Here is a 16,072-nt window from a genome sequence, read left to right on the forward strand (position 1 = left end):
CTTCGTTGGGGTGTCGCTACGCGACGTCGTGGTGGGGGTGCTCGGCGAAGCGCCGGACGGTCGCGACCTTGTCCAGGTCCCCTTCCGGGATGGTGCCGAAGCGACAGCTGCCATAGATGCGCTCGGACAGCTCGTGGCCGGTGATCCTGTGGTGCAGAACCGTCCACTCGGCCCGGTACAGCTCGGCGGCGATCTCCGCCTCGCTGAGGCGCTTGGCGCGGACCTTCCTGCCCGCCTCATGCTCCGGAATCGCCCGGCCGCTCTCTTGGTCGATGTACACGGCGAGCGCGGTGGTGGCGTCGGTGGCTCGGATGTAGTGCTGGTCGAGCTCGGGCCACTCGTGTCCGGGCACGTGGACTGCGGAGGGCTGCCCGCCGGCGGGTGTCGCGGTGAGCCTGTCCACCTCAGCGACAAGCGCCATGATGGGGCTGTCGGCGAACCACCCGCACTTCGAGCAGTAGAGGCTTGTGTGCGTGTGCAGGTACGGGCACTCGTTCACCCGGGCCACGTAGGCCCGCGCGACCGCCAGCTGCTGCGCGGTCTGCGGATCCGGCTCGGCGCCGTGGAAGGTTGCCGCCAACTTGCCGCTCATGCGCTGGCCTGCCGCTCAGAGGACGCGGCCGCACCGAGCTTCGCGCGCAGTCGCTCGACGGCGACGTTCGATGGGACTTCGATCGGTTGGCGCTGCTCGAGGTCGCACCAGTCGTACGCCCAGGCCCGCACGCCGGCATCCGAGTAGTTGACGCCAGCGCCCATACGCTGCCACTCGTCGTCGCCGACCTTCTCGAATGCCTTCCGCGCTCCGTCGTGCCCGATGGCGAGGATCAATTGGCCGACATTGGCTTGATGCAGATCTACGGCGTCTCTTCTCATCGTGCGTCTCCTGTCAGTACGGCGAGCGCTGAGCGTGCGTAGCGGGTGGTTACTTCTTGGCAGCCGGTGCAGGCGTCCCAGCCGGATTCCCAGTCGCAGTTGCCGCAGTAGGCGCCGTCCTGGTTGATGGCTCGGGCGACGCATTCGATGGCGGTCTCGTCGGCGCGGACGCGGCGGATACCGCGTGCTGCGTCGCTGGTGTCGGCTGCTTCGACTGCGGCGCTGGCTCGTGCTGCCCAGCGGGGCTCGTAGCCCTTGTACGGGGGAGCTCCGGCCGGTGACGCTGCCTGGAGGGCTTTGCCTGCGGCAGCGAGGCGCTCGGTGATCTGCACGGGTGCTGGCATCACTCCTCGCCCCCGATCAGGCTCAGGGCGTCCTGGAGCTTGTCGGCGGGGAGGAGGACGGCGCGGGCATTCGTGCCTTCTGCGGGGCTGACGATGCCTCGGGATTCGAGAAGGTCCATGAGTCGGGCGGCCTTTGCGAAGCCGACGCGGAGCTTGCGCTGCAGCATGCTCGTGGATCCGAACTGGGTGGTGACGACGACTTCGACGGCCCGCCGCATGAGGTCGAGATCTTCGCCTGCATCCTCGGCGGGCTGATCGTCATCGTCGTCTTCCTCGTCGTCGACCGTGTTCTGCTCCGCCCAGGCCGACACCTCTTCGGCCGAAATGATGATCGGACCGTGGAAGCCCTTCCCCTGCAGGAAGTCCTTACCCCTCGTCGCCACAGGCATCGCGAGCGCGAGGTCCGGGAGTCGGTTCTGCCAGCCCTGGCGCCATTCGAGGAGCTTCCCTGCGAGGTCTGTCTCGTCGGAGGAGCGCACGGGCATGAGGAGGCCCAGAAACGATTCCCCGCAAGAGATGAGGATCTGGCCGACGTCGCCTGTCGGTTCGATGAGGAGCGGTTCGCCATAGGCGGCGCCGGCGGATGAGAAGAGGCGCAGGTACTTGCCCTGTGTGGCGAGGCGGTCCGGTACGACGACCTCGGCTTCAATGGCGGACATCAAGCGAGCCGCCCATTTCACCGGGAACGGTTCGGTCTCCTGCCGTGGGATCTGGAGCAGCTTGCCTGGGAAGAGCCCGCCTACGTCGAGGAAGCGGATGTGTTCCTCATCCACCGTGATGCGGAGGGCCTCCCCGATCTCCTCGTCGTCCTGCTTACCTCCGGACTTGAAGAGAGCGAGTAGCTCCTTCGCGGTGTCGGTGGTGAGCATGAAGCTGTCGTCATTCGGGTCGCCAGTTAGCCGCTTGGCCTCCCACAGGCTGGCAATCGCGTGGCCCAAGGTGTACCGGTTCGTGGCAGTCAGGAAGACATTGCTCGTCGTGGCCGTGAAGTTCACGCCGCAGATCGACGGCGTATTCGCGTCAGTGCTCGCGTGAGGGATTACAGACTGCAGCGCGCGGCGGAAGTCGAGCGTGTTGACGTCGATGATCATGGGCGTGGATCCTCTGACCGTGGCGCCTGGTGCTGCGAGCGCGGGGGGTTGAGTGGGTGGCGGATGCGGAAGCGTCGGGTCTTGGTGGGGATGGTCCAGTCGAGGGGGAAATGCTTGGGCCAGAGGGTGAGGGTCTGGCGGGTGTTGCGGACCGTGTAGCACTCGACCTCGACGTGTTTGCCCTTGATTCGGATCACGGCGTCGGAGGGGAAGAGCCAGCGGCAGCCATTAGCTTTGAGCCAGTGCCAAACCTGTTGCATGGCGGCGGCGCTGAGTTGGTCGCCGCGGATGACCGGGCCGTATGCGCGCGACGGGCGGACGCCGTCGACGAGGAGGTCGACGCGTGACCGGTGGGAGACCTCGAAGCCGTTCTCGAGGAGACGTACCGTGTCGTCGATGTGTTCGTCCGGGCCCTCGGTGGTGTTGATCCCCATGCCGCCGCCGATGACGTTCAGTGGGCCGCGTACGAGCTCCTCGGTATCGATGATCGTGTAGAGGACTGCCCCGAAGCTTGCGGGCCCGGTGCGGTCGATCGTCGTCAAGATGACGTAGCGCCGGTCGGCGGCGAGCGCCCTGACTGCCCACCACTCACGGCGGTCAGCGAAGAGCAGCTCGTCACCCACCTCGAAGTCGGCGAGCGCGACGGGCAGGGTCGTCGTATCGGTGCTCACAGTCGCACCGCCGAGGCCGCGTCGCTGTTCCACTGATTGGCGATGAACGCGCCGCATACGGGGCAGCTCCCCGGCGTATCCCACACCTCCGGCTCTGGGGTGTCTGCCTTCGTGTCCGGATGCCTGACGACGACGGTCACGCACTCGCACCCATCGCAGACCGCCCACCAGGCGGTCTTCTCAGGCGGACGACTCGATGTCTTGGTCTCGGTGGTCATGGTTTGCTCTCCTGTGGGTGGTGCATGCGGATGTGGTCCTGCACGAGCGAGGACACGGGGTGCTTGAAAGGGCAGTAGGGGCAAAAGTTCGAGTCAGCCACCGGGCGCCTCTGCCAGATGGTCGGCGCGGATGTCCGTCCACTGCGAGCGCGGTTGGAAGGTCATCTCCTGCATGTCGCCGGTCTGCTTCACCTCGGTGATGTGGCCGCTCATGCTGTGCCCGGAGTCGAAGACGAGGACCGCCTGGCAGGGGACGAGGTGGGAGATGCCGCCGGTGATGCGCTGCCACCCGGCAGCGGTTAGGTGCTGCGCGAGGTCGACGGCGGACCGTGCGGGCTTGTCCGGGCACTCGATGCCCCACTGGTTGTCCTGCCACTGCTGGATGTCGGAGGCGAGGTCATCGGAGGTCATCGCGAGCCTCCCCACTGGCGGCGAGCGCCCGGGACGCTCTTGGCGGGGCCCGTGTTGCGGTGCTTGCGCAGGTGCAGCGCCCGCTCACGGGAATCAGTGGGGGCGGGGAGGTCGTCGATCAGCCCTCGCATGAGCACGGTGTCGACGACGTACTTCACTGCCACTCGAACCGAGATGATCTCGGCCGCGACGCGGAGCCAGCCGTCCAGGGTGAAGCGAACGCCGAGTGCCGTCGTTACGTCGTCGATGGTCAGCTTGAAAGCGGCCGGATCGGCGTCGAGTCCGAGTCGGTCCAGCTCGCTCGTGAGGAAGTCAACATGTTCGGCCTCTAGTGCCTCAAGCAGATACTCATCCACGGCCGCTCACCGCCCGGTACGGCGACTCGGGACGGTGGGGTCCGATCTTGGTGGCGATGGTGATCCAGTTGTCCACGGTTCCGACGCCGAGGCCGAGGTCGAAGGCGAGCTGCTTCTCGATGTTCGCGCCAGGGCTTCGCTCCCAGCCCGGCAGGAGTGCGATTGCGTCTGCGTGCAGGAGCTGCCTCAGGCCTGCCCGCATGTAGCCCTCCCACGAGGACTGCTCCGGGTTACGGGCCGGGTTCAGCGTGCGATACCCGGCGGCCTGCAGCTGCTTCTCCGCCTCGTGGAATGCCGGGTAGTTGAAGTCCGGCAGGCCCGACATCGGGCCGGCGATGTAGACGGCCACGAGGCTGTCAGGGGCGCTTGCTGGCAGGGCGGGAGCTGGCTCGCCCGCCACGGGAGCACGGGACGGCTTCGGCTGGCCCGTCACGACGGCGCCGACCGAGACGATGCCTACGGCGGCGAGGAACAGGTAGGCGATGATGGCTGCCGTGATCTCGAGGGCGTTCATCGGGTCCCCTTCCTGTGCAGGACCCACTTCGTCCCCGCAGATGCGATGGTCGACTTCGAGACCGTCTCGCCCAGGCGGTGGTAGACCATGACCCGGCGCGGGTAGAGACCGCCGTCGTCCTTGATGTCCTCGATCACCCGAAGTGCGGGGTTGAAGCTATTCGTCGGGTAGACGACGTCGCCCTTGCCCATGTCGCCCACGCGGATCCTGCCGTGGTCCGCGAGCGCGGGCCGGGTGGACCAGAACGTCTCGGCGGCGATGGAGTACTGGCGGGGCTGCCCGTCAAGGTTGTACTCGAAGAGGTAGTGCTTCCGGCCGTCGACCAGCGCCGGGCCCTGGAGCTTCAGCTTGGGCACGCCTTCCAGCCCGTGCGCGAGCCACGCCTTGCCGATGGGGATCTGTGGTGCTGGTTCCGCGGTCACGGCGCCGTCCTCGCTTCCTGGGTGCTGATTGTGTCGAGTGCATCCGGCAGCTCAAGCGGTGGGTTGGACCACTCGCAGAAGGTGCAGGCCGGGCCACCGCACGCGTGCGGTACGGCGACCCGTGGGACCGGTGCGAGGTCGTCGTTCATTCGGGTCGATGCCTGATGGATAGGCTTCAGCGCATGATGATCACGGTCACGAAAGACTCCGCTGAGCTCCTCGCTCAGATTTTCCCCACCCTGCTGATTGCCCTCGTTCTCGAAGCACGAACGGTCAAGGGCCAGCTGAAGACTGCCTGGGGCGTGACCCGCTTCGCAGTCCGAGTCATCGCCATCTTGGCGAGCCTGACGGCGACCTTCACTTGCGTCCTGGTCGCGACAGGCACCTCCGGTCCCAGCCCTGCTGCTGATTGGTGGGCAACCATCGGCTTCTGGTCGATGTTTAGCGCATTCGCGCTCTTCATCAACGGACTGCTTACCCGCGAGGTCGATGAGGCTTAGCTTGCTCATGCCGCCACCCCCAGCGACTCCGCAGCACAGGCAATCAGGTCTCGGGCGGCCGGCGGGGTGACGGCGTTGCCGGACATCTTGACCTGCTCCCGCTTGTTGCCGAGCATCTTGTACTCGGCGGGGAAGGCCATGCCGCGCTTGATCTCGTGGGGCTCGAGCATCCGGAAGAGGCAGTCCTCGACGTCGGGGACTTTCCACTCGGTGAGGGCGTGGTGGGTGCCGTTCGCCGCGAAGGTATCCAGGGGCTCGGTGACGTCCTTCGGAGCGTTCGTGCCGCGCAGCGTCGTGATCATTGCAAAGCGGTCGCGGGTGCTCAGGGTGTCGATCGGGTGCCCGACGGGCTTCATGCCGCCGTTGCCGTAGTAGGACATAAGCAGGCCCGTCTCGTTGCGCGTCGTCATGGTGCGCATCGCCGCGTGCACGCTGGCCGCGCTCTTGCCCTCGCGCCCCTCGACCGGGATCAGGAGGGACTGGTGGCCCGCGGTGGTCAGCGTGCGCATGACCTCAGTGGCCGGCGTCGTCATCTCGGCGCCGCCGGTGTTGTTCCGCATCAGCAGGGCGCGCGTGTACGACGTCGTCTGCGTCCGGAAAGGATCCTCCGTACCGGAGATGACCGGGGCGCCGCGCACGGCGTCGACGACGAGGCCTTTCGAGAGCGACGTGTGGAGGGTCCGCAGCGGGTCCGTCTCGGGCCAGATGCGGTAGTAGTCCCCACCGCGGCGCGGGTCCGTGGAGTCGTACTGGTTCCCTGCTGCTTCGAGGTGCATGGCCTGCCCGTGGTACTTCCGCAGGCCTGCCTCGATCCGGGCCAGAGTCTTCGGCGCGAGCGGCCGCACGCGGTCGCCGATGCGCTCTCCGGCTATCGACCAGTCAATGGCGCTGGAGGCCGGCAGCCAGCCTGGCTCCACGATCTGATTGCGGCAGGCGGTGTTCGGGCAGCGGTAGTTGTACTGGGCGCGGTAGCGGCCCCAGCGCTCGGCCTTCTTGAAGATCTGCATCGCGTTTACCAGCTGGTCGCAGCCCGAGCAGTACGCCTTCGGGCGGAAGTACTTCTCGAAGTCGGGGCGTTGATTGCCCTTCCGCCAGAAGACGACGTACATGCGGTCGCGGGACTGCGGCGCCGGGAGCCCGCCGAACTGCGCGTGCATGCTGTTGAGGTAGACGATGTGGTGGTCGTATCCGAGGGACGTCATGGCCATCAGCCAGGCGTCGAACATCACCCACTTCGCGGCGTCGACGACGTTCTCCGTGATGATGATCTTGTACCCGTGGTGCTCGGCGAACCGGGGCACGTCCCACATGGTGGCGCGGGACCGGTCGGCCGCCTCGTCAGGCAGGCTGTCGCCGAAGAGATCCGGCTGGTTCGTGCCGCGCTTCTTGCCCTTAGCCACCGAGTGGTTGGTGCACTCAGGCGAGGCCCAGAGGATGTCGGAGCTGGCGACGTAGCGGGGGTCGACCTGGGAGACGTCGGCGCATAGGTGCGCGGCGTCCTGGTGGTTGCTGTTGTGGGTGTCGATGGCGAGCTGCCAGTGGTTCATGGCGCTCTTGACGGTGACGCCGGGGACCTCGGTGGCTCCGGTGCTGGAGCCGCCGGCGCCGCAGAACATGTCTGTCAGGGTCAGCACGGGGCGCATGCTCCCGTCAGGTGAAGCTTGATCATGGTGGGTTCCGTTCGAAGAAGGTGGGGAGCTACTTGACGTACTCGCGCCAGCGGGTGCCGAGTGGGTGGACGCGCTGGCGGCGGCGCCGCTCGAGGTAGGTGATGAAGCCGGGCGCAATGCTGGCGAGCCGTTCCAGCTCCGCTGGGGAGATCGCCTCGTTCGCGGTCTGCTGCTTGAGCCGCGCCAACGTCATCAGGCGCTGGCTGCCGTCGGGGGACATCATTCGCTGCACCGGCAGTCTCCGTTCAGTGGATGCACCGGCACGTTGCACGACGGGCACCGCTCGGCCCCTATCTGCGGCCTTGGCTTGGGTTCAGGCTGCTGCGGCACGGGACACCTCCCGGCGGTAGGAGATCTGGCCCGCGGCCATCCGGTGGGTACCGACATGCATGCTCGCCCAGGCGAGGGCATCTGCGCGGTTCGTGAAGTTCCTGACGGCGCCCTCGGTCTCGGAGATCTCATAGGGCGCGTCCCACACGGTGACGATCCACTGGTCCCCGTTTGGCCTGACGGTCGCGCGCGGGTGGCGCAGCTCCTCGCAGCGGGGCGACGGGCTCAGCGGCCGGTTCAGCATCATGAGGCGGCCGCTACCGTCGCTCGGGCTGGTGGTTGGAAGGCGGGTCATGGTTTCGTTATCTCGATCTCGATGTAGGTGCGGAGGAAGCCCTCTGCGGCGCGGAGCTGCGCGAGCGCGTGGACGGGCTGGTTGTCCTGGGTGAGCAGGAGGGAGCGGGTGAGGTGGTTCTCCGCGTTCAGGACGAGGTCGGCGGTAGGGCGCTCGGCGATCTCCAGGACGGGGGCTGATTCGACGGTCATGGGGTCACTTCCAGAGATTGTGCGAGAGGACGATGGCGGAGACAGCGACGACGAGCGCCGACAGTGTGTTCACGCTGTGGTTCACGCCGGCCGTGCTGAGGTACATGACGGCCGCGGCGGCGAGCGCAAGAGTGAGGGCGATGTTGAGGGCGGCCGTGCGGTTGATGGTGGCGTGCATGTCAGGCTCGCTTCTGGGCTCGGGTGCCGATCTGGCGGACGCTGGCGGAGCTGCTGGCGCTGATCTGCTCGGCATGGGTGGCGGGTGCCGCGGTGCGGACCGGCTGGGTGCGGAGGACCGCGATCTCGCGGATGTGCTCGCTGGTGAAGACGAGCTTTCCCTTGCCCCAGGTGAGGTGTGGGATCTTGCCTTCGTAGGCCTGCTCCCGGAGGAAGTTCTCCGTGCACTTCATGAGCTGGGCTGCTTCGGCGGGCTCGTAGAACTCAAGATCCATGGCTGATCCTTTGGGCCAGGTGGGGATTGGTGATGGTCGGGGTGACAAAGGTCGGCAGCCGATTCATGGCCGGGGCTGTATGCAGAGGCAGCAGAGGCATGGGTACGAGCGCGAAGTCAGCCTGCGTCCGCCGGTTTGCGTTGTCGACGGCGGCGCCGAAGCTGCACATCACCTCGATGAAGTGGTCGAGTCCGTCGGTGACGCGCTGCATGAACTCAGCGAACGGGTTCCGGTTCGGCTTCGAAGCCGCGATGTCCGCGAGTGCCTTGGCCATGTAGATGCGGGCGAGGTTCGGTTGGTCGGTTTCGATGGCGTGGCGGGCCTTCGTGATGAGCTGGTCGACGGTCATACGAGGACTCCCGCCCGTTCGACGGCCTGCTGGGACTGGGCGAGCTTCCGGCGGAGGTAGTCGACGCCGGAGGGGCGTACCCAGGTGGTGTGGGTGGGGACGGTTTCGCCGGCACGGTTGCGGCGGGTTCCGACCTTGATCTCGAAGTGGTGCATGTAGCGCTGGTAGGGCAGGTTGTTGCCCTGAAGGATGCCGAGGTGGCGCAGCTCGCGGAAGAGGACGTTTCGGCCGTAGCCGATCGCTTTCGCTGCGGCTTCCATGCTGTAGAGGCCTTGAGTCTCCATCAGCTCGTCGAAAGCTTCGGCCTTGGGTGCGGCGAGCTGCAGCTGCTCTGCCTGGTCGATGACCTGGCGTGCGAGGGCGAGGACCTGCTCCTGTTGGGAGAGCTGGGGGAGGGGCGAGTACTGGCCGGTGGTGCGGATCGCGGGGAGGACCTCGTGGGTGACCCACCTCTTGAAGCCCTTGGCCTGCTCCTTCCTGCTTCGGAAGATCAGGGAGTAGAGGCCGGCTTCGTTGATGAGCGACATCGACTGGAGGCCGCCGGGGGTGTCCACACTGTGTACGCCCCTCTCGTCCTCGTCGAGGAGTGCGACCGATGATCGGTTGAGGTCGAGGGTGGCGAGGATGTCGGCGGCGACGAACCATGGTTCGCCGTCGACGGTCGCCGTCCGTACCTCGTGACCTTCGAAGGTGAAGGGTTGTATCGTGGTCATGAACTTTCCTTTTGAGAATGGGTCGGTTTACGCGGTCAGCTAGCTCGAACTAGCTGGCCGCTTCTGCGTTCTGGGGGAGGACGGCGGCCGCCGTGTGGTCCCGGGAGTAGTACTCGCGGGCCACGAAGCGTGCGATGTGCGCGTGGAGCTCGAAGTACTCGCGCTCCAGCTCGGCCCAGGCGGCCTCGAGGTGGACTAGGCCGGCATCGAGCTGGGCCGTCCGGTCGAGGGTGCGGACCACGGCCAGCTCGCGGTCGAAGCGGTGCGCCCCGGCGGAGAACCTGTTGAACGCGGCTACCTGGCGCTCGGTCAGCGCTTTCGCCGCGAACGCGCTCGGACTGGCATTCGCCGGCTCGGCCTTTGCGAAGAACCGAGGGGCCCTCAGGTCTTCCTTGTCGTGGTGCCTGTGACGAGCCTCGAACTCCGCCATCGCCGTCAGGTCGGTCTCCATCGACGCCTTCTTGCACGTGTGGCAGAGCAGATGACCGTTGCCCAGGCGTTGGAGGGAGCTGGATGCGCTGCCGGGGGACAGCAGCGCATCCAGCACCTGGTCGTCAGCAGCAGCCGGCGGCTGGGGGAGCGCAGCCACTTCGCTGACGGGATCCGCGACGGGCTGGGCTGTGGAAGGACCCTCAGCCCGCGCGGAAGCATGGAAGGCGCAGGACGCCTTATGTTCACTGATCGGGGCGACGCACTCCGGGGGTACCGGCACCTCGTTCTGAGCCCGGCCCTTGATCGCTGACCACTCGACAGTGAAGCCGCAGTTGCACTCGAAAAAGGCAATGCGATCGCGGTATCGCTTGCCGAGTCCGGGCTTGGATCCGTACTGGCTCATCGCCGGCCGCCGTGAGTAGCGGGACGAGTGGTGGGTGAAGGGAAAGCGAGTGGTGCAAGGCAACAGCGCATTGCATATCCTCCTTGTGATCGAGACTCTCGCCGTCCCCCACGGGGAGGCGTCTTGGTTGAGGAGCGGCTCGGCAATCTTTCTTGGCGGATAGGTGCCGGGCCGCTTGTTTATTCTTTTGGTTCCGCTTCCGCGTCCCGCAGCATCTGGGAGAGGTCGGACAGTTCTGCGGTGGTACTCACCAAGCGGCCCCAATCCTCATCGGCATAGGCCAATCGAACCTGGTACTGCAGGTGAGCGAACCGCTCGTGGAGCTGAGCTCCCGTCAGACTGAGACCAGCTGCGCTTTTGGGGTCACGCTCCGAAGAGATGCCCTTGGGCTTACTGCTTTCCGTCCAGATTGGTCAACATTCGTGGACACCTTGGTCAAAAAAAGGTCCTCCACGCCAACCCCGAGGAACTTCGCTATGCGGAGTGCGGGTTCCGTGTTGAGCGTCTTGGCCTCACCTCGAAGGATCTTGCCCATGTAGGTGTGCGTCTTGTATCCGGCGACCACTGCAAGCTGGCGCTGAGAGACGTCCTGGACGATCATCAGCCTCTGCAGCTTCTTGACGTCTCGAACTTCCATCCAAATCTCTCCGATCGGAGTGGGTAACTTGATGTGTCTCACGATACATATTCCTGTCCGTAGTGTCCACTAATACGGATAGCGTAACACCCTGTGGTGCCCACCCCACAAGACCCCCGGCACACTTTTCTTCCCTTAAACCGCGCCCCCACAGGGAAAGGGTGGGTTCTCTTTGTACGATTCCTAGTGCCCACTAGTTCGTACATGCCGGTGTCCACGCAGTTAGGAAGCCGAGTACATCCCGTAGAGGATTTGATCGTGAACAGCAGACATCCCCTCGGAGACCTCATCGAGAGGGTCCAGGAGAAGAACGGCTGGTCCGACCGCGACCTCGCGGACCGGGCCGGCAGGATGAACCTCGAGATCGCGAAGTCAAACTTCTCGCGGCTGAAGAACCAGCCTCTCAACTCGATCAAGGGCTCACTCATAAAAGGGCTGGCAGCGGTACTCGACGTCAGCGAGGGCAGAGTCGCGCAGGCCGCCCTTGCCAGTCTGGGAATCGATCTTGGCCCGGACGAGGATTCTTTGGAAGTTGCTGTTCGCCGTTCGCTCGACCTGAGCGAGCGTGACCGCCGCATCATCAGTGCGGTCTTGTCTACGATGCGAACAGAGGAGCGTGGTGGGAATGTCAGTACCGCCCCCATTAGCCAAGTAGGGGAAAGCCCTGCACCGAGCGACACCCACACGACGCAAGACGACGTCGACCTGGCCGCGTATGAGACCGGCCAGGAGAGTCAAGGCCGGCGCGTACGCCGGCTGCAGGACGAGGCCGCCGAGGGCTCGCAGGAGTAGAAGGGCGCACCTGCGAGCGCGATCGAGTTACACGCATGTAGTTCACATCCGCAACCAATAACGTCACTGGCGCTCCCTACCTTGAGGGACATGGTCTCAACCCACCCTTGGCGTGAACTCCGATCCCTCTCGCACATCACCGTCGAGTGGGTGGAGCTACCTGAAGGCGTGCACGCCCGGACGAACGGCGTCGACCGGATCCTCATGGACAAGTGGCTCCTGCAGGTCGAGCGGCGCTGCGCCCTGGCGCACGAGTTGCAGCACATCAGGATGGGCCACCGCGGCCACCAGCCGCCGCGCATCGAACACATGGTGCGGGTCGTCGTGGCGCGCCGGCTGATCACGCTCGAGGACCTTATCGCCGCGTGCTGCTGGTCGAGGAACAACCTCTGGGAGATCGCGGATGAGCTCTGGGTAACGCCTGATGTTCTCTGGGACCGCCTCACTCATCTCGATGCAAAGGAACGGCATGTCCTCAACTCCATCGACTGAGCGCGACCAGCACATGCTCACAATGGCCGGCACGCACTACAAGCACCAAGGCGCCCGCGAGACCGCCATCGGACAGCTCTTCAACATGACGCCGACTGCGTTCTACCAGCGCGTCAACCAGCTGCTCGACTGCGAGGCCGCCCTGGCATGGAATCCGATGCTCGTCCAACGCCTGCGAGCGCAGCGGCGGAGTAGAGACAGGCCGCGAGCGCTGCGACTGGGTGCGCCCATCTGACAACACTGAGAGGATGAGCGGATGCCGCAGAAGACGCTGAAGGACAGAGCAAGGGTTGCTCTCCAAGGGGAACGCGCCGGGTACCGGGCACTCTTAGAAGTCGCAGAGGAAGTCTTGCCCCTTCGTCCGGCACCATCGACTCGCCATGCAGACGAAGTTTTCGTGCGTTCCACTCACGAGCATGCGGAAGTTGCGTTGATCGGTCTCCTCAATTCGTCAGTGCACAACGTCGTACACGCGCTGATCATCATGGACGAGTACCTCGAGGGAGTCCTTGCCCTTCTCGAACGAGACACGCTGCGGACCTACCCGGCGACTTCAATGTCACGATCAATCCACGAGGGGGTTCTCGTCCTTTGCCGGACTTTCGACTCAGACCTCAGCACCGACCAGCGCCTCGTGCGCATGGCTGCTCTAGACGTGAAGACGCGAGTGGGAGCGCTGGACGGGTTCCGGTCCTTTGCGGGCCCGCCAGGCGAGGACGAGCTGCGCTTGCGCGAGCACACTGACCAGTTCATTACCTATCTCGAAGGTGCTGGCTTCGAGATGTCGCGCAAGCAATCGAGACCGGAACTGCTCACCGGCATAACCTGGGCCGGATTTCGGGAGGATCTCGATAAGGACGGGACCACAGGCGCTAGTCGCACTTACACGCCTGACATCCACTTCAACTGGGTAATCGGCTCGGCGGCCACACACTCCAAGAAGTGGTTTATGCACGGGCAGGAGGGCTCGACGGACGAGAGCGTCAAGGCCTTGATCCTTCCGCTCCTTGACCTCTCTCGACTCCTCATGAGGTGCTTGGGAACGTACTTCGGGATCGACGTGGAACAAGCGATCAAGACGACCGGCTTAAGGATGCGCGCGATACTACTCCACGACGCAGAGCAGACTCTGACATCTCTAGGTGTTCTCGCCCGAGCGAACGCCTGGGACGTCCTGAACACTCGATGATCGCGAACGTATCCCGGGACTCGGCTGCGTTTTCATCTAGGCACTACGTTGGAGATCTATGGGCTACTCAGGGCCCGTGCAATGAAAGGTTTACGCGATGACTAATGACTACGCCAGCGCTTGGGACAGCCTCGCTGCAGCTATCGGAGCCGCCGAGGGGAAGAGTTCTGGGTCGTTCGATCGCCAGGACCACCTAACTGTCGACCAACGGCTCAAGGCCGCAGAGGTGGCCGCCCTACTGTCTATCGCACAGGAACTGTCAGGTATCCGCCATGAGGGGATCAACCCGAAGTTCACTAGCGGTTTCTAGACCTTAGATAGAAGGGTGGGCGAACCCGCCCACCCTCCTTTCTGGACTACGTGCCACGAACGGCTCAATGCCTATGTTTGATCGTCTTGGCCTAGGTCTGAGCAGCGTCAGCTGCTGGCTACACTGGCGGGATGGGGAATTTCGTTGCTTCAGCGCACTGGCTAGAGCGCTGGTGGCGCATAGGCGTTTCAGTAGCCGGCGGAATCGTTGCCCTGGTCGGCCCATATGTGGGACAGCTTTCCAACGACGTGAAGATGCAAGGTGCCGGTCTCGCCGTCGGGATCGTGGGGCTGCTTTTTGCGGCGATCCTGCCCATCGTCGACAAGCAACAATCGAATAGGGCTCTCGCAGCCGTCGAGGATCGGATCTTCGAGGTACGCCTCGAAAGCCGCGAGGAACTCCTCTTCCTAGTGGAGCGCAGCCTCACGCCGCTCATGAAGCAGCTGGGGCGGGTCATCTTGGCCCGACGCAGCTCGCGCGCCCTTGAAGGTGAAGCAGCTCAGCTCCGCCAGCAGGCCCTCAGCACCGCGAAGGAAGTAATCGGCGGCGAGTACGCATCAAGATTGCGGGCCAACTACTTCAAGCTCATTTTCACCGGCGACCACCCAACTCTCGTTCCTGCTGGAAGCACGGGCACGCTTCCGAAGACACAGTTCGCAGGGAATAGCGAAGCGGGTGGCGAGGTCCTCGACATGCTCGCGCAAGACAGCTCAAGGTTCTGCCCCAACATTGATCGAGAGCCTCCGCCCGGTTGGGATGCCTCGCGCCCGCGTGATTACGAGACCTTCATCTCAGTCACGGCTCAGGCTGGCGAGGAGCCCGACGGCATGATGACGGTGGACGGTCAGTACGAGGGCGACCTCACTGAGGCCGACCTACAGATCTTGCGGCTGATCGCAACGATCGTGGCCATCTCAGAATCACAGCGCACCGACCCCAAATCGGTATAAAACGAGTACTGCAGGATTGCAAAATTCTCATGGGTCAGTGACATCATGAGTACAACAACGACGTGGGGAGCGAATCGTGGAACGTCCCGGTGCATCGCGAGATGATGCAGTTCGCATGCAGATCCAGAAGGATCCCGATACCTACTTCCGCGAAGCACGAGCCGCTGCGCGGCAAGACGCTGAGCGTCAGATCAAGTCCGAGCTAGCTCGGGGATCCCGTACCAGCCAGACTCGGGTGCTTCGGAAGTCAGCTTAGAACGACAGAGAAGGCCCGCCCTCACATGAGGGCGGGCCTTCTTCCATATAGGCCGAAGAGGGTGTGCACAGTGTGCACACCCTCTTCGCTTGGAGACGCTACTAGCTTCACTTTCTCACCCCTGACTCCCGTCTTTCCGGGGATGCCCGTTTCGCGTCGTCGCTCTTGTCCGGTTCGAGTCCCACTTCGGGCACCTGATTCGGGTGGGCCGCCTCTTCTCTCATCGCCGACGGGGGCCTAGTATGGTCGGGCACCGCAAGACGGTGTCGGGGTGACCCTGCTGGGAAGCACAGTCCGAAAGTGAACATCGCACCTGGGTGCAGCGGGGACAAGACTGTTCGGGCGAGAATGCGCGAAAGGACGCCCGAATCGGTTCTGGTTCGCGCGCACCTGCTGGGGGTACAAACGGGCGGCCTCGCCGGACGACCGTCCGAGGCGTGCCGAACACGACACACACCCCTCCCATAACCGGGCCCGGCATGCGTGGAGGAAATCCATCATGAAGAAGTCTCTTAGTTGGCGTCTGTTCGTTCTCGTCGCAGGAACGCTGTTCGGTCTGTTGGCAGGCCTGGGCCTCGCCGCACCAGCCGTTGCGGCACCGGTCCAAGTCGCAACCACTGGAAATTACCACGACCGTGGTGGGGATTTGACCCTCAAGGCGAACGGCGACGGCAGGCACGTCAGTCTGAAAGTTGTCGGCGACAATTACGATTCCAAGAAGGTCGACGTAAAGGTCGTCCAGGTGAGTCACCACGGCAGGCATCGGGTCGTCGACCACCGCACAGTGTGGACGGATCGCGGCGACGACTTCAAGTACGAGGTCAAGTACGTCGAGTGCGGTAAGTCCTACCAGGCTCACAGCTACAGCAAGAAGGACGGCTGGAACAGCAGCGAGAGAATCTGGATCAAGTGCGACAGGCATGGCCACTACAGCTACAAGTAATCCGCGCCCCAGTTAATGGATCCGCTTGATGGATCCGCGAAGACGGGCCCGGGAGGAGGGGCCCACCTGCCCTGATGGGCATACTCGACCCGGCAGGGAACTGGCCGTAGACAGTGCAGGCCGTTCCCTGCCGGGTCACCTCGTTCAGCGGCCGAATTGCGGATCCCGGCCACCGTTGCAGCCCAGCGCCTCCGGGGTACATTGAGGCCATGGCCAGCGAAGCGATGATCCTCGACGTCGACGGGCCGGACGGCGTGCGGGCCGTCCG

The 16,072-nt window shown here is 64.5% G+C and carries 27 protein-coding genes and 1 pseudogene; 8 read left to right on the plus strand and 20 right to left on the minus strand.

What is annotated here, in order from left to right; all coding sequences use genetic code 11:
* Positions 1-16: 16 nt before the first annotated feature.
* From CXQ92_RS01630 to CXQ92_RS01675, 10 genes and pseudogenes are all read right to left on the minus strand, one after another.
* The gene (locus tag CXQ92_RS01630) at positions 17-592 is read right to left on the minus strand and encodes a hypothetical protein (protein ID WP_146067350.1); all 576 of its coding nucleotides are present in this window, start codon (positions 590-592) and stop codon (positions 17-19) included.
* Positions 589-873, minus strand: coding sequence for a hypothetical protein (locus CXQ92_RS01635; protein ID WP_146067351.1), 285 nt, complete (start codon positions 871-873; stop codon positions 589-591). Before CXQ92_RS01635 ends, CXQ92_RS01630 begins: the two co-directional genes overlap by 4 nt.
* Positions 870-1,217, minus strand: coding sequence for a hypothetical protein (locus CXQ92_RS01640; protein ID WP_104164720.1), 348 nt, complete (start codon positions 1,215-1,217; stop codon positions 870-872). The genes CXQ92_RS01635 and CXQ92_RS01640 overlap by 4 nt, the downstream gene beginning before the upstream one ends.
* Before the next feature lie 2 nt (positions 1,218-1,219).
* Positions 1,220-1,462: pseudogene (locus CXQ92_RS18565) on the minus strand (DNA translocase FtsK); the annotation flags it as partial.
* Positions 1,463-2,304: 842 nt separating this feature from the next.
* A complete protein-coding gene (locus CXQ92_RS01650; RefSeq protein ID WP_104164724.1) occupies positions 2,305-2,979 on the minus strand; it encodes a hypothetical protein in 675 nt (224 codons plus the stop codon).
* A complete protein-coding gene (locus tag CXQ92_RS01655; RefSeq protein ID WP_104164726.1) occupies positions 2,976-3,197 on the minus strand; it encodes a hypothetical protein in 222 nt (73 codons plus the stop codon). Before CXQ92_RS01655 ends, CXQ92_RS01650 begins: the two co-directional genes overlap by 4 nt.
* Positions 3,198-3,290: 93 nt before the next feature.
* On the minus strand, positions 3,291-3,608 hold the full coding sequence (locus CXQ92_RS01660) for a hypothetical protein (protein ID WP_104164728.1): 318 nt from the start codon (positions 3,606-3,608) through the stop codon (positions 3,291-3,293).
* Positions 3,605-3,964: a hypothetical protein gene (locus CXQ92_RS01665; protein ID WP_104164730.1), complete on the minus strand. Its 360-nt coding sequence runs from the start codon at positions 3,962-3,964 to the stop codon at positions 3,605-3,607. Before CXQ92_RS01665 ends, CXQ92_RS01660 begins: the two co-directional genes overlap by 4 nt.
* A complete protein-coding gene (locus CXQ92_RS01670) occupies positions 3,957-4,478 on the minus strand; it encodes a DUF4406 domain-containing protein (protein ID WP_104164732.1) in 522 nt (173 codons plus the stop codon). The genes CXQ92_RS01665 and CXQ92_RS01670 overlap by 8 nt, the downstream gene beginning before the upstream one ends.
* On the minus strand, positions 4,475-4,900 hold the full coding sequence (locus CXQ92_RS01675; protein ID WP_104164734.1) for a hypothetical protein: 426 nt from the start codon (positions 4,898-4,900) through the stop codon (positions 4,475-4,477). Before CXQ92_RS01675 ends, CXQ92_RS01670 begins: the two co-directional genes overlap by 4 nt.
* A gap of 182 nt (positions 4,901-5,082) precedes the next feature.
* Between CXQ92_RS01675 and CXQ92_RS01680 the strand changes: the two genes are divergently transcribed.
* On the plus strand, positions 5,083-5,400 hold the full coding sequence (locus tag CXQ92_RS01680) for a hypothetical protein (protein ID WP_104164735.1): 318 nt from the start codon (positions 5,083-5,085) through the stop codon (positions 5,398-5,400).
* 5 nt (positions 5,401-5,405) lie between these two features.
* On the opposite strand, the gene CXQ92_RS01685 is transcribed toward CXQ92_RS01680, so the two are convergent.
* The 10 genes from CXQ92_RS01685 to CXQ92_RS01725 all read right to left on the minus strand — a co-directional run bounded on the left by CXQ92_RS01685 (position 5,406) and on the right by CXQ92_RS01725 (position 10,914).
* Positions 5,406-7,034 (minus strand): DNA cytosine methyltransferase, encoded by a 1,629-nt coding sequence (locus tag CXQ92_RS01685; RefSeq protein ID WP_258069655.1) that lies wholly within the window; start codon positions 7,032-7,034, stop codon positions 5,406-5,408.
* Positions 7,035-7,098: 64 nt separating this feature from the next.
* Positions 7,099-7,302, minus strand: a complete 204-nt coding sequence (locus CXQ92_RS01690) for a hypothetical protein (protein WP_146067352.1) — start codon at positions 7,300-7,302, stop codon at positions 7,099-7,101.
* A gap of 81 nt (positions 7,303-7,383) precedes the next feature.
* Entirely contained in the window at positions 7,384-7,695 is a 312-nt protein-coding gene (locus tag CXQ92_RS01695) for a hypothetical protein (RefSeq protein WP_104164741.1), read from the minus strand.
* Entirely contained in the window at positions 7,692-7,886 is a 195-nt protein-coding gene (locus CXQ92_RS01700; RefSeq protein ID WP_104164743.1) for a hypothetical protein, read from the minus strand. The genes CXQ92_RS01695 and CXQ92_RS01700 overlap by 4 nt, the downstream gene beginning before the upstream one ends.
* 4 nt (positions 7,887-7,890) lie before the next feature.
* Positions 7,891-8,064: a hypothetical protein gene (locus tag CXQ92_RS18020; protein WP_181033516.1), complete on the minus strand. Its 174-nt coding sequence runs from the start codon at positions 8,062-8,064 to the stop codon at positions 7,891-7,893.
* Between the two features lies 1 nt (position 8,065).
* Complete coding sequence (locus CXQ92_RS01705; RefSeq protein WP_104164745.1) at positions 8,066-8,338, minus strand: hypothetical protein; 273 nt, start codon at positions 8,336-8,338, stop codon at positions 8,066-8,068.
* Positions 8,328-8,687, minus strand: a complete 360-nt coding sequence (locus tag CXQ92_RS01710) for a hypothetical protein (RefSeq protein WP_104164747.1) — start codon at positions 8,685-8,687, stop codon at positions 8,328-8,330. Before CXQ92_RS01710 ends, CXQ92_RS01705 begins: the two co-directional genes overlap by 11 nt.
* On the minus strand, positions 8,684-9,400 hold the full coding sequence (locus CXQ92_RS01715) for a phage antirepressor (protein ID WP_104164749.1): 717 nt from the start codon (positions 9,398-9,400) through the stop codon (positions 8,684-8,686). Before CXQ92_RS01715 ends, CXQ92_RS01710 begins: the two co-directional genes overlap by 4 nt.
* A gap of 49 nt (positions 9,401-9,449) precedes the next feature.
* Complete coding sequence (locus CXQ92_RS01720; RefSeq protein WP_104164751.1) at positions 9,450-9,989, minus strand: hypothetical protein; 540 nt, start codon at positions 9,987-9,989, stop codon at positions 9,450-9,452.
* Between the two features lie 580 nt (positions 9,990-10,569).
* Positions 10,570-10,914, minus strand: a complete 345-nt coding sequence (locus tag CXQ92_RS01725; RefSeq protein ID WP_219815670.1) for a helix-turn-helix transcriptional regulator — start codon at positions 10,912-10,914, stop codon at positions 10,570-10,572.
* Positions 10,915-11,130: 216 nt separating this feature from the next.
* Between CXQ92_RS01725 and CXQ92_RS01730 the strand changes: the two genes are divergently transcribed.
* From CXQ92_RS01730 to CXQ92_RS01760, 7 genes are all read left to right on the plus strand, one after another.
* Positions 11,131-11,664 carry a hypothetical protein gene (locus CXQ92_RS01730; protein ID WP_104164753.1) on the plus strand — a complete coding sequence of 178 codons (534 nt, stop codon included), beginning with the start codon at positions 11,131-11,133 and terminating at the stop codon, positions 11,662-11,664.
* Positions 11,665-11,754: 90 nt separating this feature from the next.
* Complete coding sequence (locus CXQ92_RS01735) at positions 11,755-12,156, plus strand: ImmA/IrrE family metallo-endopeptidase (protein ID WP_104164755.1); 402 nt, start codon at positions 11,755-11,757, stop codon at positions 12,154-12,156.
* Positions 12,134-12,391, plus strand: a complete 258-nt coding sequence (locus CXQ92_RS01740; RefSeq protein ID WP_258069656.1) for a DUF3263 domain-containing protein — start codon at positions 12,134-12,136, stop codon at positions 12,389-12,391. The genes CXQ92_RS01735 and CXQ92_RS01740 overlap by 23 nt, the downstream gene beginning before the upstream one ends.
* A gap of 219 nt (positions 12,392-12,610) precedes the next feature.
* Positions 12,611-13,345 carry a hypothetical protein gene (locus tag CXQ92_RS01745; RefSeq protein WP_146067353.1) on the plus strand — a complete coding sequence of 245 codons (735 nt, stop codon included), beginning with the start codon at positions 12,611-12,613 and terminating at the stop codon, positions 13,343-13,345.
* Positions 13,346-13,442: 97 nt separating this feature from the next.
* Positions 13,443-13,655, plus strand: a complete 213-nt coding sequence (locus CXQ92_RS01750; RefSeq protein ID WP_104164761.1) for a hypothetical protein — start codon at positions 13,443-13,445, stop codon at positions 13,653-13,655.
* 131 nt (positions 13,656-13,786) lie between these two features.
* A complete protein-coding gene (locus tag CXQ92_RS01755; protein ID WP_146067354.1) occupies positions 13,787-14,605 on the plus strand; it encodes a hypothetical protein in 819 nt (272 codons plus the stop codon).
* A gap of 755 nt (positions 14,606-15,360) precedes the next feature.
* The gene (locus CXQ92_RS01760; RefSeq protein ID WP_146067355.1) at positions 15,361-15,804 is read left to right on the plus strand and encodes a hypothetical protein; all 444 of its coding nucleotides are present in this window, start codon (positions 15,361-15,363) and stop codon (positions 15,802-15,804) included.
* Positions 15,805-16,072 lie beyond the last annotated feature (268 nt).

The organism is Arthrobacter sp. SX1312, from assembly GCF_002929295.1.
In the GTDB taxonomy this organism is placed as follows: Bacteria; Actinomycetota; Actinomycetes; order Actinomycetales; family Micrococcaceae; genus Arthrobacter_D.